Source organism: Frigoribacterium sp. CFBP 13729 (assembly GCF_014841875.1).
Lineage (GTDB): Bacteria > Actinomycetota > Actinomycetes > Actinomycetales > Microbacteriaceae > Frigoribacterium.
Genome location: NZ_JACYUR010000001.1, coordinates 714,977 through 730,855 on the forward strand (window position 1 = coordinate 714,977; position 15,879 = coordinate 730,855).

At 74.1% G+C, this 15,879-nt stretch carries 17 protein-coding genes and 1 tRNA gene; 10 read left to right on the top strand and 8 right to left on the bottom strand.

Annotation, left to right across the window (positions count from 1 at the left end; genetic code table 11):
- The 3 genes from argS to IFT77_RS03175 form a co-directional block, all read right to left on the bottom strand.
- Positions 1-1,665 carry an arginine--tRNA ligase gene (gene argS, locus IFT77_RS03165; protein ID WP_192041910.1) on the bottom strand — a complete coding sequence of 555 codons (1,665 nt, stop codon included), beginning with the start codon at positions 1,663-1,665 and terminating at the stop codon, positions 1-3.
- Positions 1,666-1,761: 96 nt separating this feature from the next.
- Positions 1,762-2,547 carry a gamma-glutamyl-gamma-aminobutyrate hydrolase family protein gene (locus IFT77_RS03170; protein ID WP_244638384.1) on the bottom strand — a complete coding sequence of 262 codons (786 nt, stop codon included), beginning with the start codon at positions 2,545-2,547 and terminating at the stop codon, positions 1,762-1,764.
- 51 nt (positions 2,548-2,598) lie between these two features.
- Positions 2,599-3,288 carry a pyridoxal 5'-phosphate synthase gene (locus tag IFT77_RS03175; protein WP_197980390.1) on the bottom strand — a complete coding sequence of 230 codons (690 nt, stop codon included), beginning with the start codon at positions 3,286-3,288 and terminating at the stop codon, positions 2,599-2,601.
- An 88-nt stretch (positions 3,289-3,376) separates the two neighbouring features.
- Here IFT77_RS03175 and IFT77_RS03180 point away from each other — a divergent pair.
- Positions 3,377-3,451, top strand: a tRNA-Arg gene (locus tag IFT77_RS03180).
- A gap of 119 nt (positions 3,452-3,570) precedes the next feature.
- On the opposite strand, the gene IFT77_RS03185 is transcribed toward IFT77_RS03180, so the two are convergent.
- Entirely contained in the window at positions 3,571-3,786 is a 216-nt protein-coding gene (locus IFT77_RS03185) for a hypothetical protein (RefSeq protein ID WP_192041912.1), read from the bottom strand.
- A gap of 172 nt (positions 3,787-3,958) precedes the next feature.
- The gene (locus IFT77_RS03190; RefSeq protein ID WP_192041913.1) at positions 3,959-4,852 is read right to left on the bottom strand and encodes an EamA family transporter; all 894 of its coding nucleotides are present in this window, start codon (positions 4,850-4,852) and stop codon (positions 3,959-3,961) included.
- 83 nt (positions 4,853-4,935) lie between these two features.
- On the opposite strand from IFT77_RS03190, the gene IFT77_RS03195 reads away from it, so the two are divergent.
- From IFT77_RS03195 to IFT77_RS03220, 6 genes are all read left to right on the top strand, one after another.
- The gene (locus IFT77_RS03195) at positions 4,936-5,343 is read left to right on the top strand and encodes a sortase (RefSeq protein WP_192041914.1); all 408 of its coding nucleotides are present in this window, start codon (positions 4,936-4,938) and stop codon (positions 5,341-5,343) included.
- Positions 5,344-5,470: 127 nt separating this feature from the next.
- Positions 5,471-7,510: a TPM domain-containing protein gene (locus IFT77_RS17140; RefSeq protein WP_192041915.1), complete on the top strand. Its 2,040-nt coding sequence runs from the start codon at positions 5,471-5,473 to the stop codon at positions 7,508-7,510.
- 110 nt (positions 7,511-7,620) lie between these two features.
- Entirely contained in the window at positions 7,621-8,343 is a 723-nt protein-coding gene (locus IFT77_RS03205) for a PspA/IM30 family protein (protein WP_192041916.1), read from the top strand.
- Positions 8,340-9,416 (top strand): DUF418 domain-containing protein, encoded by a 1,077-nt coding sequence (locus IFT77_RS03210; protein WP_192169187.1) that lies wholly within the window; start codon positions 8,340-8,342, stop codon positions 9,414-9,416. The genes IFT77_RS03205 and IFT77_RS03210 overlap by 4 nt, the downstream gene beginning before the upstream one ends.
- A gap of 46 nt (positions 9,417-9,462) precedes the next feature.
- The gene (locus tag IFT77_RS03215; protein ID WP_192169188.1) at positions 9,463-10,290 is read left to right on the top strand and encodes an arginase family protein; all 828 of its coding nucleotides are present in this window, start codon (positions 9,463-9,465) and stop codon (positions 10,288-10,290) included.
- Positions 10,287-11,108, top strand: coding sequence for a crotonase/enoyl-CoA hydratase family protein (locus IFT77_RS03220; RefSeq protein ID WP_192169189.1), 822 nt, complete (start codon positions 10,287-10,289; stop codon positions 11,106-11,108). The genes IFT77_RS03215 and IFT77_RS03220 overlap by 4 nt, the downstream gene beginning before the upstream one ends.
- A gap of 122 nt (positions 11,109-11,230) precedes the next feature.
- Here the strand turns inward: IFT77_RS03220 and IFT77_RS03225 are convergent, their stop codons facing one another.
- Complete coding sequence (locus IFT77_RS03225) at positions 11,231-11,401, bottom strand: CsbD family protein (RefSeq protein WP_123546355.1); 171 nt, start codon at positions 11,399-11,401, stop codon at positions 11,231-11,233.
- A gap of 171 nt (positions 11,402-11,572) precedes the next feature.
- On the opposite strand from IFT77_RS03225, the gene IFT77_RS03230 reads away from it, so the two are divergent.
- From IFT77_RS03230 to IFT77_RS03240, 3 genes are read left to right on the top strand one after another with little or no spacing between them, the layout of a single operon-like run.
- Positions 11,573-12,973 (top strand): NAD(P)/FAD-dependent oxidoreductase, encoded by a 1,401-nt coding sequence (locus IFT77_RS03230; RefSeq protein ID WP_192169190.1) that lies wholly within the window; start codon positions 11,573-11,575, stop codon positions 12,971-12,973.
- Positions 12,970-13,326, top strand: a complete 357-nt coding sequence (locus IFT77_RS03235; protein WP_192169191.1) for a Fe-S oxidoreductase — start codon at positions 12,970-12,972, stop codon at positions 13,324-13,326. Before IFT77_RS03230 ends, IFT77_RS03235 begins: the two co-directional genes overlap by 4 nt.
- The gene (locus tag IFT77_RS03240) at positions 13,323-14,144 is read left to right on the top strand and encodes an SDR family NAD(P)-dependent oxidoreductase (RefSeq protein WP_192169192.1); all 822 of its coding nucleotides are present in this window, start codon (positions 13,323-13,325) and stop codon (positions 14,142-14,144) included. Before IFT77_RS03235 ends, IFT77_RS03240 begins: the two co-directional genes overlap by 4 nt.
- 38 nt (positions 14,145-14,182) lie before the next feature.
- Here IFT77_RS03240 and IFT77_RS03245 read toward each other — a convergent pair whose 3' ends face one another.
- A complete protein-coding gene (locus IFT77_RS03245) occupies positions 14,183-15,154 on the bottom strand; it encodes a siderophore-interacting protein (RefSeq protein WP_371740906.1) in 972 nt (323 codons plus the stop codon).
- Positions 15,155-15,245: 91 nt separating this feature from the next.
- Positions 15,246-15,692 carry an SIP domain-containing protein gene (locus tag IFT77_RS03250; protein ID WP_192169193.1) on the bottom strand — a complete coding sequence of 149 codons (447 nt, stop codon included), beginning with the start codon at positions 15,690-15,692 and terminating at the stop codon, positions 15,246-15,248.
- Positions 15,693-15,879: the final 187 nt, after the last annotated feature.

Below are 15,879 nucleotides of genomic sequence, written 5' to 3' on the forward strand. Positions count from 1 at the left end.
TCACATCCGGTCGGGAGCGGAGACGCCGAGGAGGCCCAGGCCGTTGCGGATGACCTGGCCGGCCGCGTCGTTGAGCCAGAGGCGCGTGCGGTGCAGGTCGGTCACCTCCTCGTCGCCGAGGGGGGTCACCCGGCAGCTGTCGTACCAGCGGTGGTACGTGCCGGCGAGTTCTTCGACGTAGCGGGCGACCCGGTGCGGCTCGCGGAGCTCGGCGGCCTGGACGACGACGCGCGGCAGCTCGGCCAGGGCGCCGAGGAGGGCGCTCTCGGTCTCGTGGACGAGCAGGGAGGCGTCGAACGCGTCGCGCGTCACGCCGGCGGCCTCGGCGTTGCGCGCCACGGAGCGGGTGCGGGCGTGCGCGTACTGGACGTAGAACACGGGGTTGTCGTTCGTGCGCCGCGTCCAGAGGTCGAGGTCGATGTCGATCGAGCTGTTCACGGGGCTGCGCACCAGCGAGTAGCGACCGGCGTCGATGCCGACGGCGTCGACGAGGTCCTCCATCGTGACGACGGTGCCCGCGCGCTTCGACATGCGCATCGGCTCGCCGTCGCGGAGCAGGTTGACCATCTGGCCGATGAGGATCTCGAGGTTGACGCCCGGCTCGTCGCCGAACGCCGCGCACATCGCCATCATGCGGCCGACGTAGCCGTGGTGGTCGGCGCCGAGCATGATCAGGTTGCGCTCGAAGCCGCGCTCGCGCTTGTCGAGGTAGTAGGCGAGGTCGCCCGCGATGTACGCCGCCTCGCCGTCCGTCTTGATGACGACCCGGTCGCGGTCGTCGCCGAACTCGGTGGTGCGCAGCCAGGTGGCGCCCTCGGCCTCGTAGATGTGCCCGAGCTCGCGGAGCCGGGCGACGGCGCGCTCGACGGCCTTCGACTCGTGCAGCTCGTTCTCGTGGAAGTAGACGTCGAAGTCGACGCCGAAGTCGTGCAGCGACTGCTTGATGTCGGCGAACATGAAGTCGACCCCGGCGGCCCGGAAGGCCTCCTGCGCCTCGTCGCGCGGGAGCGCGAGCACGTCTACGTCGGTCGCCGCGAGCACGCGGTCGGCGATGTCGGAGATGTACTGACCGCCGTAGCCGTCCTCCGGCGTCGGCTCGCCGAGCGCCCGGGCGACGAGGCTGCGGGCGAACCTGTCGATCTGCCCGCCGTGGTCGTTGAAGTAGTACTCGCGGGTGACGCGCGCGCCCTGCGCCTCGAAGACGCGGGCGAGGCTGTCGCCGACGGCGGCCCAGCGGACGCCGCCCATGTGGATGGGACCCGTGGGGTTCGCCGACACGAACTCCAGGTCGATGGTGACGCCGTCGTAGTACGAGCCGCGGCCGAACTCGGCCCCCTGCTCGACGATCGTCCTCGCGAGCAGGCCGGCGGCGGCCGCGTCGAGCCGCACGTTGACGAAGCCGGGGCCGGCGACGTCGACGTCGGACACGCCGTCGACCTCGGCCAGCTCGGCCGCGATCTCGGTCGCGAGGTCGCGCGGCGAGGCGCCGACCCGCTTGGCGAACTTCATCGCCACGTTGGTGGTCCAGTCGCCGTGGTCGCGGTTGCGGGGCCGCTCGAGCACGACGTCGGCGGGCGTCACGACGACGTCGGCGGGAACGCCTCGACGCTGGAGCACCCCGTCGACGACGGCGAGCAGGGACGTGGAGAGTTCGGCGGGAGTCACGGTCGTCGAGCTTACCGGCTGGGCACGGGGAGACCGGCGGGACGGTCGACCACCGGCCGAGCCGCGGTCGCCGGGACGGCGCGCGGGAGGCGGCGGTCAGGCGGCGCGGGACACCTCTGCGGCCTGGGCCGCCAGCAGGGACAGGAGGAGCGGCAACTGCGTCCGGTCGGCGCCGCGGTCTTCCGGGTGCCACTGCACGCCCGTGATCGGCGCGGTCTCGTGCTCCACGGCCTCGACCCCGCCGTCGGCGGTGCGGGCGACGACCTCCAGGCCCTCGCCGACCCGGTCGACGGCCTGGTGGTGCGCGCTGCGGACACGGGCCGTGGTGCCGCCGAGCGCCGCCGCGACGCGGCTGCCGGGGGCGAGCTCGACGTCGTGGTCGACCATCAGGCTCTCGACCGCTCCCGAGCCCCGGTGGGCGCCGTCGGCGTCGTCGAGGTGCGGCACGAGGGTGCCGCCGAGCGCCACGTCGATCACCTGGTGCCCGCGGCAGATGCCGAGGAGGGGGGTGGACCGGACGAGCGCACGACGCACGAGGGCGATCTGGCCGGCGTCCGCCTCCTCGTCGTGACGCCCCTCGCCCTCGTAGCCGCGGCGTCCGCCCCAGGTGATCGGATCGAGGTCCTCTCCCCCGGCGATCACGATCGCGGAGGCACCGTCGGTGACGCGGAGGAGCTCGGCGGCGCCGAGGTCGCCCGCGGCGAAGCGCTGAGCGTCCCAGCCGAGCGCGATCGCGTCCTCGACGATGCGCTCGTTCAGCGTCTGGACGTACGCGTGGTAACGCGGAGCGTGGGGCCGGTGTGCCGTCACCTCGACCACGGCCAGCATCGGGCGCGCGGCGACGACGGCAGCGGACCCGGGGCGGACGAGGGAGGAGGTCATGGCTCCATGGTCGTCGGCGGTCACGGCCCTGGCCAGCTGTGTGTCGCGGCGTTACGGCCAGAGGGAGGCGCGGCGCCAGTCGTCGCCGACCCGGTCGTACCGCACGCGCACCTGGTCGCGGCCCGTCGTGGCCTGCCAGAACTCGACCGACACCGGCAGGACTCGGTACGCGGTCCAGTCGTCGGGCACAAGGTCGTCGTCGGCCTCCACCTCGGCGCGGGCACGGTCGAGCGCCTCGTCGGCCGCGCGCACGTCGTCGATCTCCGTGCTCTGCGGCACGGCGACGGCGACGGCACGCGAGTCGGGGTGCCGGTGGCGGAAGTCCTGCTCCGCCACGTCGCGGGGCCCGGCGACCGCCGAGCCGGTGACGCGGACCTGCTGCCCCTGCGCCGCCCAGAAGAAGGTGAGCGCGACGCGCTCGTCCTCGGCGATCTGTCGGCCCTTCGGGCTCAGCGCCGACGAGGTGAACCAGAAGGCGTCGTCGACGTCCTTGAGCAGGAGCGTGCGGGCCGCGGGGCCCGACGCCGTCGAGGCCGTCGACAGCGTGAACGCGTGCGGCTGGACGACGCCGACGGCGACGGCGACGTCGAGCCACTCGAGGAGCAGCGCGATCGGGTCGGCAGGCGTCGACGAGACATCGAGCTCGCGGACGTCGGGGCTCGGCGACGCCGCCCCCCTCACGCGGTCGCGGAACGAGGACGAGGACGAGGAGGCGCCGGGCGCGGAGTCGGGAGGAGTCACAGGACCAGCCTGCTCCCGTCCGGTCGCCGCGTCCGTCGACCACGTCCATGACCGCGTGCAATCGCTGCTAGCCTTGTCGACGTCCCTGGCCCCCATAGCTCAGGGGATAGAGCACTGCCCTCCGGAGGCAGGGGCGAAGGTTCGAATCCTTCTGGGGGCACCACGCACCACCTCGGCCGACCGGCCGGCAACGACGAAGGCCCCGCTGATGCGGGGCCTTAGTCGTGCTCGTGGGCGGTCGGCCCCCGGCTCCGTTGCCGGCGGTCGGCCGCTCGTCGCGGCTCAGCTGTACGTGAGCGCGATGACGGCGACGTCGAGCGTGCGGTACGCGCCCTCGGCACGGGTGGCCGAGCGGACCCGGCCCCGCAGGACCTCGAAGCGGCCCTCGGTCTCGTGCACGAAGCCGATGACGCCGGCGGTGGGGGTGGACACCCGGTGGAAGCCGTCGCCCAGGGGCACGACCTCCGCTCGCGACGTCCTCTCAAGAACAGCACCCATGATGTCCTCCTCAGGTCAGACGGCCTCGGGTCAGGCCGGTCTCCGGAGAGTACCCCGCGAAGCCGCCGCGGAGCCCCGTGAACGGGGTACAGGCGGCCACGACCGCTCCTCGTCAGTCCAGGACCGCCCGCTCACCACCCGTCGGCGGAACGGGTGCCGCAGGGGTACGACGTCAGGTGGGCGGCGGCTCCACGAGCGGCCCGTCGCGACGGGGCCGGCGCGCGGTGGCCGTGACGCCGACGCTCGCGGCCGTCACGAGGGCGAGGGCCACGAGCTCGCGCGCGCCCAGTGCCTGGCCGAGCACGACGAGGCCCGCGAGCGCGGCCGTCGCCGGGCCGAGGCTCGACAGGACGCCGAACACCCGCGTCGGCAGCCGCCGCAGGGCCACCATCTCGAGGGAGTACGGCAGGGCGCTCGTCAGCACCGCGACGACGAGGAACACGAGCAGGAGGCTCGGGTCGGCCGAGACGGCCGAGGCCGCGTCCCCGGCCCCCAGCGGCACCACGATCACTGCGGCGACCGTCATCGCGACGGCGAGGCCGCCGAGCGAGTCGTCGCCCCGGCCGAGGCTGGCGTTGGCGACGATGTAGCCCGCCCAGAAGGCGCCCGCCCCGAGTGCCAGCAGGACGCCGAGGATCGGGGTGGCACCGCTCGAGTCGAGGCCGAGCACGACGACCCCCGCCAGCGCGAGGACGGCCCAGGCCGCGTCGACGAACCGCCGCGTCTGCACGAGGGCGACCGTGAGCGGGCCGAGGAACTCGAGGGTGACCGCGACGCCGAGGGGCACCACGTCGATGGCCAGGTAGATCAGCAGGTTCATCCCGGCGAGGGCCACGCCGAGCAGGACGACGCCGAGCCACGTACGGCGCGACCAGCCGCCGACGCGCGGCCGGAAGACGAGCAGCAGGACGAGGGCACCGAAGCCCAGGCGGAGCGCCGCCGCGCCGAGCGGGCCGAGGGCGTCGAAGTGGGTGCGGGCCAGGGCGGCGCCGAACTGGACCGACACGATGGCCGCGACGGCGAGGAGCGGGGCGGGCACGCGCTCGAGGGCGGCGGGGCGGGTCACGGTCGGCAGGTCTCCGGGGTCGTCGGGGCGGGACGAGTCTAGGGCGGCAGGACCACGCGGCCCGGCCACAGTACGATCGAGGGGTGTCCGACGCCCTCACCGTGATCTCCCCCGTCGTGGAGCTCTTCGGCTGGTTCGGGTTCGTCGTGGGCACGCCTTTCCTGCTCGCCGGCACCGTCATGCGCTCGCGCTCTCGTCGGTGGGAAGAGACGGTCGCCGTCGTCATCCCCGCACCCGACTGGGCGCACGCGGCCACCGCGAGGTGGATGGACTCCTCGGGCGAGCTGCACGAGACCGAGTTCGACGACCACCCCGTCGACACCCCGGTCGAGACCGAGCTGGTGGTGCACTACGACCCGTGGCGGCCGACGCGGCCCCGGCTCGACGCGCCGCACGAGGACGGCCGTGCCCTCCGCACGGTGGGCTGGATCCTGATCGGCGTCGGTGCCCTCTGCGCTGTCGCTTCCATCGTCCTGCTCTTCGTCGGCTGAGCTCCCGCCCCGCCGCGCTCCCTCCCCCGACGAGGGACGGCTCCTCCCGTCCACCGCGACACCCCCCTCTCGGACCCCGTCGGGGGGCCCGTGGCTAGACTCCAGCCACCGGACCGAGGGGAGAACCGTGACCGTCAGCGCGAAGGGTCGACGAGACCGACGAGGGGTGCGGAGGGCCGTCACCGCCGGCGTGGCCGCACTGCTCGCCGCGGGGGTGATCGGCCTCGGCGCGACGACGGCCGCGGCCTCGCCGCCGGTCGACCTCGACGGCGCCTACGTGCTCGACGACGCCGGAGTCCTCTCGACGGCCGAGGTCCAGCAGGTCACCGACAGCCTCGATCAGCTCTCGGCCGACGCCGGGATCGACCTCTTCGTCGTCTACGTCGACTCCTTCGAGTCCCCCGCCGACAGCGCTGCCTGGGGCGTCGCCACGGCGGAGCGCAACCAGCTCGGCACGGACGACGTCCTCCTCAGCGTCGCGGTCGACGACCGGGTGTACGACCTCTCCGTCTCCTCGAGCTCGACGATCACCGCCGGCCAGCAGGAGGCCCTCCAGTCGGACGTCCTCGAGCCCGAGCTGCGCGACTCGGACTGGGCAGGGGCGGCCGTGGCCCTCGCGGACGGCATCCGGCAGGACGCCGCCGGCCCCGATCTCTCCTGGCTGCTCTGGGCGCTCGTCGGGCTCGTCGTCCTCGCCGCTATCGGCGCCGTCGTCTTCGCCGTCGTCCGGGGCCGCGCACGCCGACGCGCCTTCCGCTCCGCCGAGGAGGCGCAGGCCCAGCTCGATCGCCGCGCAGCCGCCCTGCTCGTCGCCCTCGACGACGAGCTGACCGCCGGCGCGCAGGAGGTCGGCTTCGCCGCGGCCCAGTTCGGCGACGAGGCCGTCGCCCCGTTCGCCGCGGCGCTGACCACGGCGAGGGAGCAGGCACGGGAGGCCTTCGAGCTCCAGCAGCGGCTGGACGACTCCGTGCCCGACTCGCCCGAGCAGCGTCGCGAGTGGACCGAGCGCATCGTCCAGCTCTGCGACGAGGCCGGACGCTCGCTCGACGAGCAGTCCGCGGCCTTCGACGCCCTCCGTGCCGACGAAGAGCGCGCTCCCCGCGACGCGGCTGCGCTGCCCGGGGAGGTCGCCGGCCGGCGAGAGAAGGTGCAGCGTGCCCGGGCAATCCTGACGCAGCTCCAGCAGACGTACTCGGCCAGGGCCGTGGCCACGGTCGCCGACGCCCCGGACCAGGCCGACCGCCTCCTCGACTTCGCGGACGAGTCCGCCGCCACGGCGACCGCGGCGATCGGTCGGGACGACACCGGCGAGGCCGTGGGGTCCGTGCGAGCGGCACGACAGTCGCTCGGCCAGGTCGATCAGCTGGTCGGCTCGGTCGACAAGGCGGCCGAGGCCCTGCGCACCGCGGGCACGACGATCGCCGCGCTCTCGGCCGACCTCCGGCGCGACGTCGCCGCGGCCGAGTCGCTCCCCGACGACCGGGTGCCCGAGGGGGTCGACGTCGCCGGCGCGGTCGCCGCAGCTCGCGCCGCCGTCGCCCTGGGCGAGACGCAGACCGACGACCCCCTCGCCGTGCTGACCGGCCTCGACACCGCGAACGTCCGCATCGACGCCGCCCTCGTCGCCCTCCGCGACGCCGTCGAGAAGGACCGCAGGGCCCAGGCCGCGCTCGACCAGGCGCTCCTCACCGCCCGCAGCCAGATCAGCGCCGCCCGCGACTTCATCGAGACCCGACGCGGCGCGGTCGGTCCGCAGCCGCGCACCCGCCTCTCCGAGGCCGAGAGGCACCTCGCGACGTCCGTCTCGCTCGCGACCTCCGACCGCGATCGCGCCCTCGGCGAGGCGCACCTCGCGGTGCAGCTCGCCGGCACTGCCGCGTCGGAGGCGCAGGCCGAGGTCTCGTCGTACCAGCAAGGCGTGCCGTTCGGCGGCGGAGGACGAGGCGGCGGGGCCGACCTGAGCGGCATCGTCACCGGGATCGTCCTCGGCGGGTTGCTCGGCGGCGGAGGCGGCGGGCGCGGCGGCGGCTTCGGCAGCGGCGGGCTCGGCGGCCTCGGCGGCTTCGGCGGACGCAGCGGCGGAGGCGGCGGCTTCGGAGGCGGCGGCTTCGGCGGCGGAGGAGGCGGCGGGGGCGGCGGACGTCGCTCCGGCGGCGGGCGCTTCTGACCCGGTCCGCCCCGTCCCGGACGACGACCCAGACGACCACGACGACAACGACACTCCCCGGCGGGCGCCGCCCGGCGGGACCGACGCACCACCCACGAGAGGACACCACCATGGCGAAGCAGTCCATCTTCGGCCGGATCGCTCAGCTGACCCGCGCCAACATCAACGCCCTGCTCGACCAGGCGGAGGACCCTGCCCTGATGCTCGACCAGATGGTGCGCGACTACACCAACAGCATCGCCGAGGCCGAGTCGGCCGTGGCCCAGACCATCGGCAACCTCCGGCTGCTCGAGCAGGACCACGCGGAGGACGTCGCGGCGGCCGCCGACTGGGAGCGGAAGGCCCTGGCGGCGAGCAACAAGGCGGACCAGCTCCGCACCGCCGGCAACGCCGCCGACGCCGACAAGTTCGACGCGCTCGCCAAGGTCGCCCTCGGCAAGCAGATCTCCTCCGAGAAGGAGGCGAAGGACGCCGAGCCGACGATCGCCTCCCAGACCGTCGTCGTCGACAAGCTGAAGGCAGGGCTCACCGGGATGCGCTCGAAGCTGGACCAGCTCGACTCGAAGCGCAACGAGCTGATCGCCCGCTCGAAGACCGCGGCGGCACAGTCGCAGGTCGCCGACGCCCTCGGCAGCATGGACGTCCTCGACCCCACGAGCGAGATCGGCCGCTTCGAGGACAAGGTCCGACGCGAGGAGGCCAAGGTGCTCGGCCAGCAGGAGCTCGCCGCGTCCAGCCTCGACGCGCAGTTCGAGGGCCTCGAGGACCTCGACCAGCAGACCGAGGTCGACGCTCGGCTCGCCGCCCTGAAGCTCGGCGCCCTCGACGCGTGACCACCGCCTCCGGCTCCCTCGCCCCGCCTCCCGTCGTGCACCGGCCGGGCGGCGGGGCGTCGCGCGTCGTCGCCGTGGACGTCGCGCGGGGGCTGGCGGTGCTCGGCATGTTCGCCGCGCACATGTGGCCACGGGCCGAGCTCGACGAGCGGGTCTTCGACGGCCGGTCGGCGATCCTGTTCGCCACCCTCGCGGGCATCTCGCTCGGCCTCTCGTCGGGCGGGTCACGCCCTACGCCCCGAGGCGGCCGCGCCCCGGTCGTCGGCTCCGTGCTGATCCGGGCGGCGGTCCTCGTGCTGCTCGGCCTCGTGCTGCAGGCCTGGAACGAGTACGTGCTCGTCATCCTCCCGTACTACGGCGTGATGTTCGCGCTGCTCGCCGTCGTCCTCTTCGCCCCGCGCCCCGTCCTGCTCGCGCTGGCCGCGGTCGTCACGGTCGGCGCTCCGTGGCTCGCCGACCGGGTGCCCGTGACGACCCTCGGCAGCCCTCTCGCGGGAGGGGTCGTGGGGCTCGCGCAGGACGCCCTGCTCGTCGGGTCGTACCCGGCGCTCGTCTGGCTGCCGTTCCTGCTGGTCGGCCTCGTCGCCGCGCGGAGCGACCTGCGGCGCCTGGGCACAGCGGTCGTCCTGCTGGTCGCGGGCGTCGTGGCGGCGGTCGTCGGCTACGGGTCCCGGTGGCTGCCGGGCGCCTCCTCGTGGCCTGCCCTCGACCCGGCCGCGCACGAGGGCGCACCGGCGGAGATCGTCGGCTCGGGCGGCACGGCCCTCGCCGTCGTCGGCCTGCTGCTGCTCGCCACCCGGCCGGCCTGGGCGGCCGGACGAGCCGTCGCCACGGGCCTCTCGCCGCTCGCCGCCGTCGGGAGCCAGCCGCTCACCATCTACTCGGCGCACCTCGTGCTGACGGCTCCCCTTTTCACCCTCTACCGCCTCGACGGCGGACGGTACGGCCTGCCCCTCGGCTGGTTGGTCGCGGCCGTCGTCCTCACGATCGTCTGGGCCGTCCTCTGGCGCCGCTTCGTCGGCCGCGGGCCGCTCGAGCGTGTCGTGGCCCGGGTGAGCAGGCCCTGGGGATGAGCGCCACCCGGCGCTCGGCGGACCGCCCTGTGCCAGACTCACGCGCATGAGGTTCGTCGTGGTCCCCCAGTGGCAGGGTTCTCCGTCGTCGAGGGCGATGCGGCTCGCCGAGGGCGCGTACGCCGTACTCGGCGACCTGCCCGCGAAGTCAACCGCCGTGGTCGAGGTGCCGGTCGGCGCCGGCGACTCGCTCGGCACCCGCGTGCACAGGTTCTCTTCGGTCGTGGCCGTGGCCGCGTCGCTCCGCCGCGAGCTCGAGGCCGAGGCCTCGCCCGCCCTCGTCGTGGGCGGCGACTGCGGCGTCGAGTACGCCGCCGTGCAGCACGCCCTCGGCCCCGACACCGCCGTCGTCTGGTTCGACGCCCACCCCGACCTGCACAGCCCGCGCACCAGCGAGAGCGGCGCCTTCAGCGGGATGGTCCTCCGGGCCCTCACCGGCGACGGCACGGACGAGCTCGGCGCCCTCGAGGCCGGGCCCGGGGCGAGGCGCCTCGAGCCGGGCCGGATCGTCCTGGCCGGGAGCCGCACGTACGACGACGCCGAGGACACCTGGGTCGAGAGCCGCCGTGTGCGCACGGTGTCGTCGCTCGACCTCACCCCGGAGGAGGTGGTCGAGGCAGTCGCCGCGACCGGCGCCACCGAGGTGTACGTCCACGTCGACCTCGACGTGCTCGACCCCGGCACCCTCGACGGGCTGCTCGAGCCGGTCCCCTTCGGCCTCGACCCGGCCGTCCTGATCGCCACGATCACCGCCCTCAAGGAACGCTTCACGCTCGTCGGTGCGGGCCTGTGCTCGTTCGCCCCCGTCGACGCGGCCGCCGCGGCCGACGACATGGGCACGATCCTCCGCGTCGTCGGAGCACTGGCCCGATGACCGACGGCGCGGCGAGCGACGGCACGGTGAGCGACGACCGGCCCCGCGTCTCCGTCGAGCGCGACGGACACGTGCTCCTCATCGGCCTCGACCGCCCCGAGAAGCGGAACGCGGCCGACCGGCGGATGCTCCGCGAGCTCTCGCTCGCCTACGGCCTGCTCGACCGCGATCCCGACCTGCGGGTCGGCCTGCTCGTCGGCCACGGCGAGCACTTCACGGCGGGCCTCGACCTCGGCGACGTCGCCCCCGCCGTCGGCGAGGACGGGCTCGACGTCGTCCCCGAGGGCGGGCTGCATCCCTGGCAGGTCGAGGGGCGTCAGCTCACGAAGCCCGTCGTCGCCGCCGTGCAGGGCACCTGCCTCACGCTCGGGGTCGAGCTCGCCCTCGCGAGCGACGTCGTCGTGGCCGAGGTCGGCACCCGCTTCGGGCAGATCGAGGTGAGCCGCGCGATCCTCCCGTTCGGCGGGGCCACGATCCGGCTCCCCCGCCGGGTCGGCTGGGGCGACGCCATGCGCTGGATGCTCACCGGCGACCTGTTCGACGCCGAGGAGGCGCGGCGCATCGGGCTCGTGCAGGAGGTCGTCCCCGAGGGCGAGGCCCGCACCCGCGGCCTCGAGCTCGCCCGCCGCATGGCCGCCCAGGCCCCGCTGGCCGTGCAGGCGACCCTGGCGAACGCCCGGCTCGCGGTGCGCGAGGGGGACGCCGCCGCGGAGGCGCGGCTGCAGCCGGAGCTCGTGCGGCTGATGCAGACCGGCGACGCGCGCCGGGGCATGGAGGCGTTCCTCTCGAGGACGACGGCGGAGTACGAGGGCGACTGACCGCCTCCTCGTGTCGCCCTGCGCAGTGCGGACGACGACGAGACCGGACGGTGCGGGCCCCTGACACGCAGGAGCCCGCCTCCCCCTGAGGGGAGACGGGCTCGAGAACGAGGCGGATCGACCTACTTGAAGACGTCCTTGACGTCCTCGCCGACCTTCTTGGCGGACGCGCCGGCCTGGTCCTTCTGACCCTCGGCCTTGAGGCTGTCGTCGCCCTTGCGGTCTCCGATGGCCTCCTTCGCCTTGCCGGCGATGTCCTGAGCGGCGTTCTTGATCTTGTCGTCGAGTCCCATGGTGACCTCCTCGCTAACGGCGCTGTCTGCGCCTTTTCCAGCACGGTACGCCTCCGGGCCCGCGACGTCCTCCCCTGTCAACCAGTACTCAGAATCCGTACAGCGATCGTTCATGCGGGTGGTCGGCGGTCCCCCGGCGCTCGACAGGCCACCGGGACTACCGTCTGACCCATGACGACTTATGACCTCATCGTGATCGGAGCCGGCGCGGTCGGCGAGAACGTGGCGGACTACGCCACCCGCAGCGGGCTGGAGGTGGCCCTCGTGGAGGCCGAGCTGATCGGCGGCGAGTGCTCGTACTGGGCCTGCATGCCGTCGAAGGCGCTCCTCCGCTCCACCTCGGTGATCCGGGCCGCGAAGTCCGTGGGCGGCGCCGCCCAGGCCGTGACCGGTGACGTCGACGTCGCCGCGGTGCTGCGCCGACGCGACTCGTTCACGAGCGGCTGGGACGACTCGGGGCAGGCCGACTGGGTCGAGGGCGCGGGCATCGCCCTGCTCCGCGGCCACGCGACCATCACCGGCGTCAAGGAGGTGACGGTCGACGGGACCGTGCACACGGCCCGCCACGCCGTGGTCGCGGCCACCGGCTCCACCGCCCTGCTGCCCGACGTGCCCGGCCTGGCCGAGGCGCGTCCGTGGACGAGCCGCGAGGCCACCAGCGCCCAGACGGTTCCCCAGAGCCTCGTCATCGTCGGAGGCGGCGTCGTCGCCCTAGAGATGGCCACCGCCTACCAGGGCCTCGGCTCGACCGTGACGGTCATCGCCCGCAGCGGCCTGCTGGGCGGCCAGGAGCCCTTCGCCGGCGAGCTCGTCGGCAAGACCCTGAGCGAGCGAGGCGTCGACGTGCGCGTCGGCGCGTCCCCCGCCTCCGTCCTCCGCACCGAGCACGACACGGTCGAGGTCACCCTCGACGACGGCAGCGTCGTGATCGCCGACGAGATCCTCGTCGCGACGGGGCGCATGCCGCGCACCTCCGACCTCGGCCTCGAGAACGTCGGCATCGAGCCCGGCGACTGGCTGCAGGTCGACGACACGCTGCTCGTGCACGGCACCGACTGGCTCTACGGGGTCGGCGACGTGAACCACCGCGCCCTGCTGACGCACCAGGGCAAGTACCAGGCCCGCGCCGCCGGCGAGGTCATCGCCGCCCGTGCCCTCGGCCGCGAGCTGAAGACCGAGCCGTGGGGTGCGCACGTCGCGACCGCGGACGATGCCGCCGTGCCCCAGGTGACGTTCACCGACCCCGAGGTCGCGAGCGTCGGCCTCACCGCGGACGCCGCCGAGAAGCGGGGCATCGACGTGAAGGTCGTCGACTACGACCTCGCCGGCGTGGCCGGGTCGGCCCTGCACTCGGACGACTACGAGGGGCACGCCCGGATCGTCGTGGACGAGGGCCGCAAGGTCATCGTCGGCGCGACGTTCGTCGGGCCCGACGTCGCCGAGCTGCTCCAGGCCGCCACGATCGCCGTGGTCGGCGAGGTGCCGATCGACCGCCTGTGGCACGCCGTCCCGGCGTACCCGACGGTGAGCGAGATCTGGCTGCGCCTGCTCGACGCCTACGGGCGTCCGTGAGGAACCCCCTCCTCGACTCCCCGGTATCGCGCCTCGGCTGCGCGTGGGCGACCGCCGTCGGACTCGCGATCGGCGTGCCGCTCAGCGTGGGCCGGGTGCGCGTCGTCGGCGACCTGATCGTCTGCCGGGGCCTCCCCCGGTGGGCGTTCAAGCGCGGCGGCACCTGCGTCGGGCGGGTCTACCTGACCCGTGACAACGACGGCCCCCGCGTGCTGCAGCACGAGGCCGTCCACGTGAGGCAGTGGCAGAAGTACGGCATGCTGATGCCGTTCCTGTACTTCCTGGCCGGCAGCGACCCGCTGACGAACAGGTTCGAGATCGAGGCAGGCCTCGAGGAAGGCGGCTATCGATGACCCGCACCGTGATCATCACCGGAGCCAGCAGCGGCATCGGCCGGGAGGCGGCGATCGAGCTCGCGGCGGGAGGCGCGCAGGTGGCCGTGGTCGGCCGCAACGCCGAGCGCACCCGTGCCGTCGCCGACCAGGTCGGCGGCCGGGCGTTCCTGGCCGACTACGACCGGCTCGACGACGTGCGCCGCCTCGCGGACGAGCTGCTCGACGCGTACCCGCGCATCGACGTGCTGGCCAACAACGCGGGCGGCCTCGTGAGCGAGCGAGGCCTCAGCCACGACGGGCACGAGCGCATCCTGCAGTCGAACCACCTGGCGCCCTTCCTGCTGACGCGCCTCCTGCTGCCCCGGCTGCTCGAGAGCTCTGGCCGGGTCGTCTCGACGGCCAGCGTGGCCAACTTGTTCGGCAGCGTCCGGCTCGACGACCTGAACTGGGCCAAGCGGCCCTGGCTCGGCGGCTGGCGCCAGTACGGCACGAGCAAGATCGAGACGATCCTGTTCGTCCGCGAGCTCGCCCGGCGCACCGGCCTGGAGGCGTTCTCGTTCCACCCCGGCATCGTCAAGACGTCGTTCGGCTCGTCGTCGCCGATGTGGCGGATGGCGAACGTGCTCTCGAACGGCAACTACGGCATCTCGGCGCACGCCGGCGCCGTGCCGCTGATCCAGCTGTCGGGCCCGAGCTCGGTCAGCGTCGAGAACGGCACCTACTTCGACCAGCTGAAGCCGCACGGCCGCCTGCACCGCCACGCGCAGGACGACCTGCTGGCCGAGGCGCTCTGGGACAGGACGAGCGAGATCGTCGGGGTCGACCCGCAGGTCTGAGCGGCGCGGCCCGGGGCGGGCATCCACGCCGCCCCGGGTCACATCTCGGCGCGGCCCAGCCGCCAGTAGCCCATGAAGGCGACCTGGCGGCGGTCGACGCCGACCTCGCTCACGAGGAACCGTCGCAGCGCCTTGATCGCGCCGGCCTCGCCCGCGAGCCAGGCGTAGAGCTCGCCCTGCAGGGCGGCGCCGTGCTGTGCCTCGCCCTGCGGGACGTCCCAGAGGATGTCGTGCTCGATGTCGACCTCCTCCAGGTCGACGCCGCGGTGCCAGGCGGTCACGTAGCGGGCCGTCCAGGCTCGGACGGCGGTCTGCAGCGGAGCACCGTAGGCGGCGGGAGCGTCCGCTGCGGCGTCGGCAGCCGGCGACCCGCTTCCGACCCGCGGCAGCCAGTGCACGGTCACGCCGGGCGGCGCGACCAGCGGCAGCACGTCGTCCGCGGTCGGGACCTCGAGGAACACGCAGCCCCGGGCATCGGCCGGCAGCGACTCGACGATCGACGAGATGGCGGGCACGGCGGTCTCGTCGCCGGCGATCATCACGGTGGAGGCACGGCCGGGCGCCCACTCGACGCCGCTGCCGGTGACCCCGCTCGTCGCGTCGGGCCCGATGAGCATCGCCTCGTCGCCGACCCGGGTGCGGGCGAGCCAGGACGCCGCGGCTCCCTGGTCGCCGTGGCTGACGAAGTCGACGTCGACCTCGCGGAGCTGCGGCCGGACGGCGCGGGCCGTGTAGGTGCGGAAGGCGTTCTGCTCGTGCGCCGGCAGCGCCCGCCAGGACGGCCACCAGTCGTCGGTGGGGAACGTGTCGTAGCCCGTGGCCTCGAGGGGCAGCACCAGCTTGATCCGCTGGTCGAGGCCGTCGACGCCGAAGTCGGCGAGGTCGTCGCCGGTGAACGTCACGCGGACGAAGTGCGGGCTCAGGGACCGCAGGGCCGCGACGCGCACCCGGTACGGGCGGTGGGCGGGCTTCGGGCGGGCCTCGGGCGGGGCCTCTGCGGTGATCGTCACGGGTCGAGCCTAAGGCATGCCTTACCTAAGTCGCCGGTGGCCGTCTCGACGTCGAACGACAGATGTCGCCAGGAGCCGAGGAAGCGGGCGCTCAGACCGCGGTCGCGCCCCGGTCGACGACGCCCCGATGGGGTGCGACCGTGTCGTGCAGGTCGCGACGCAGGTCCCAGGCGAAGCCCTCGGGACCCCCGAGCCAGATGAGGTGCTCGGCCTCGGCCAGCGCGTCGGCGTCGACGTACATCTCGGCGAGCCACGCGCGCACGGCACGTTCGACCGCCTCGCCGGACGCGCAGGAGAGACCGCTGCCGGGCGCACCCGAGCGGCGGTCTCGGGCCAGCCAGGTGACCGTGACGCGGCCGGGCGACGGCAGCTCCTCGATCTCGGCAACGGTGTCGACCTCGACGAACACCTGGCCCCTCGCGCAGATCGGCAGGGCCGCGAGCATGGCGCGGAGGGTGGGGACCGAGGAGGCGTCGCCCGCGAAGAGGACGCGGATCGCGTCGTACGGGAGGGGCGGGTCGGCGAAGTCGAGGAACATGTCCCACCCAATGTAGGTGAGGCTTGCCTCATCCGCCACTCGGCGGCCTGCGCTCGCGGCAGGTGCACAGGCGCCGTCCGCGCGGGCACACGCGCGGCCCGGTGCCGGGCCGACCCCCGTGTAGTAGATTCTCTGACGTCCACGGGTCCGGCAGCGACCTGGGGGCGAGGGGCGGCGCGTCAGTCTG

Coding starts and splice junctions, on each gene's coding strand:
- IFT77_RS03205 (WP_192041916.1), top strand. CDS start 7,621: ATGGCGAAGCAGTCCATCTTCGGCCGGATCGCTCAGCTGACCCGCGCC.
- IFT77_RS03220 (WP_192169189.1), top strand. CDS start 10,287: ATGACCGACGGCGCGGCGAGCGACGGCACGGTGAGCGACGACCGGCCC.
- IFT77_RS03230 (WP_192169190.1), top strand. CDS start 11,573: ATGACGACTTATGACCTCATCGTGATCGGAGCCGGCGCGGTCGGCGAG.
- IFT77_RS03185 (WP_192041912.1), bottom strand. CDS start 3,786: ATGGGTGCTGTTCTTGAGAGGACGTCGCGAGCGGAGGTCGTGCCCCTG.
- IFT77_RS03225 (WP_123546355.1), bottom strand. CDS start 11,401: ATGGGACTCGACGACAAGATCAAGAACGCCGCTCAGGACATCGCCGGC.
- IFT77_RS03170 (WP_244638384.1), bottom strand. CDS start 2,547: ATGACCTCCTCCCTCGTCCGCCCCGGGTCCGCTGCCGTCGTCGCCGCG.
- IFT77_RS03240 (WP_192169192.1), top strand. CDS start 13,323: ATGACCCGCACCGTGATCATCACCGGAGCCAGCAGCGGCATCGGCCGG.
- IFT77_RS03215 (WP_192169188.1), top strand. CDS start 9,463: ATGAGGTTCGTCGTGGTCCCCCAGTGGCAGGGTTCTCCGTCGTCGAGG.
- IFT77_RS03250 (WP_192169193.1), bottom strand. CDS start 15,692: ATGTTCCTCGACTTCGCCGACCCGCCCCTCCCGTACGACGCGATCCGC.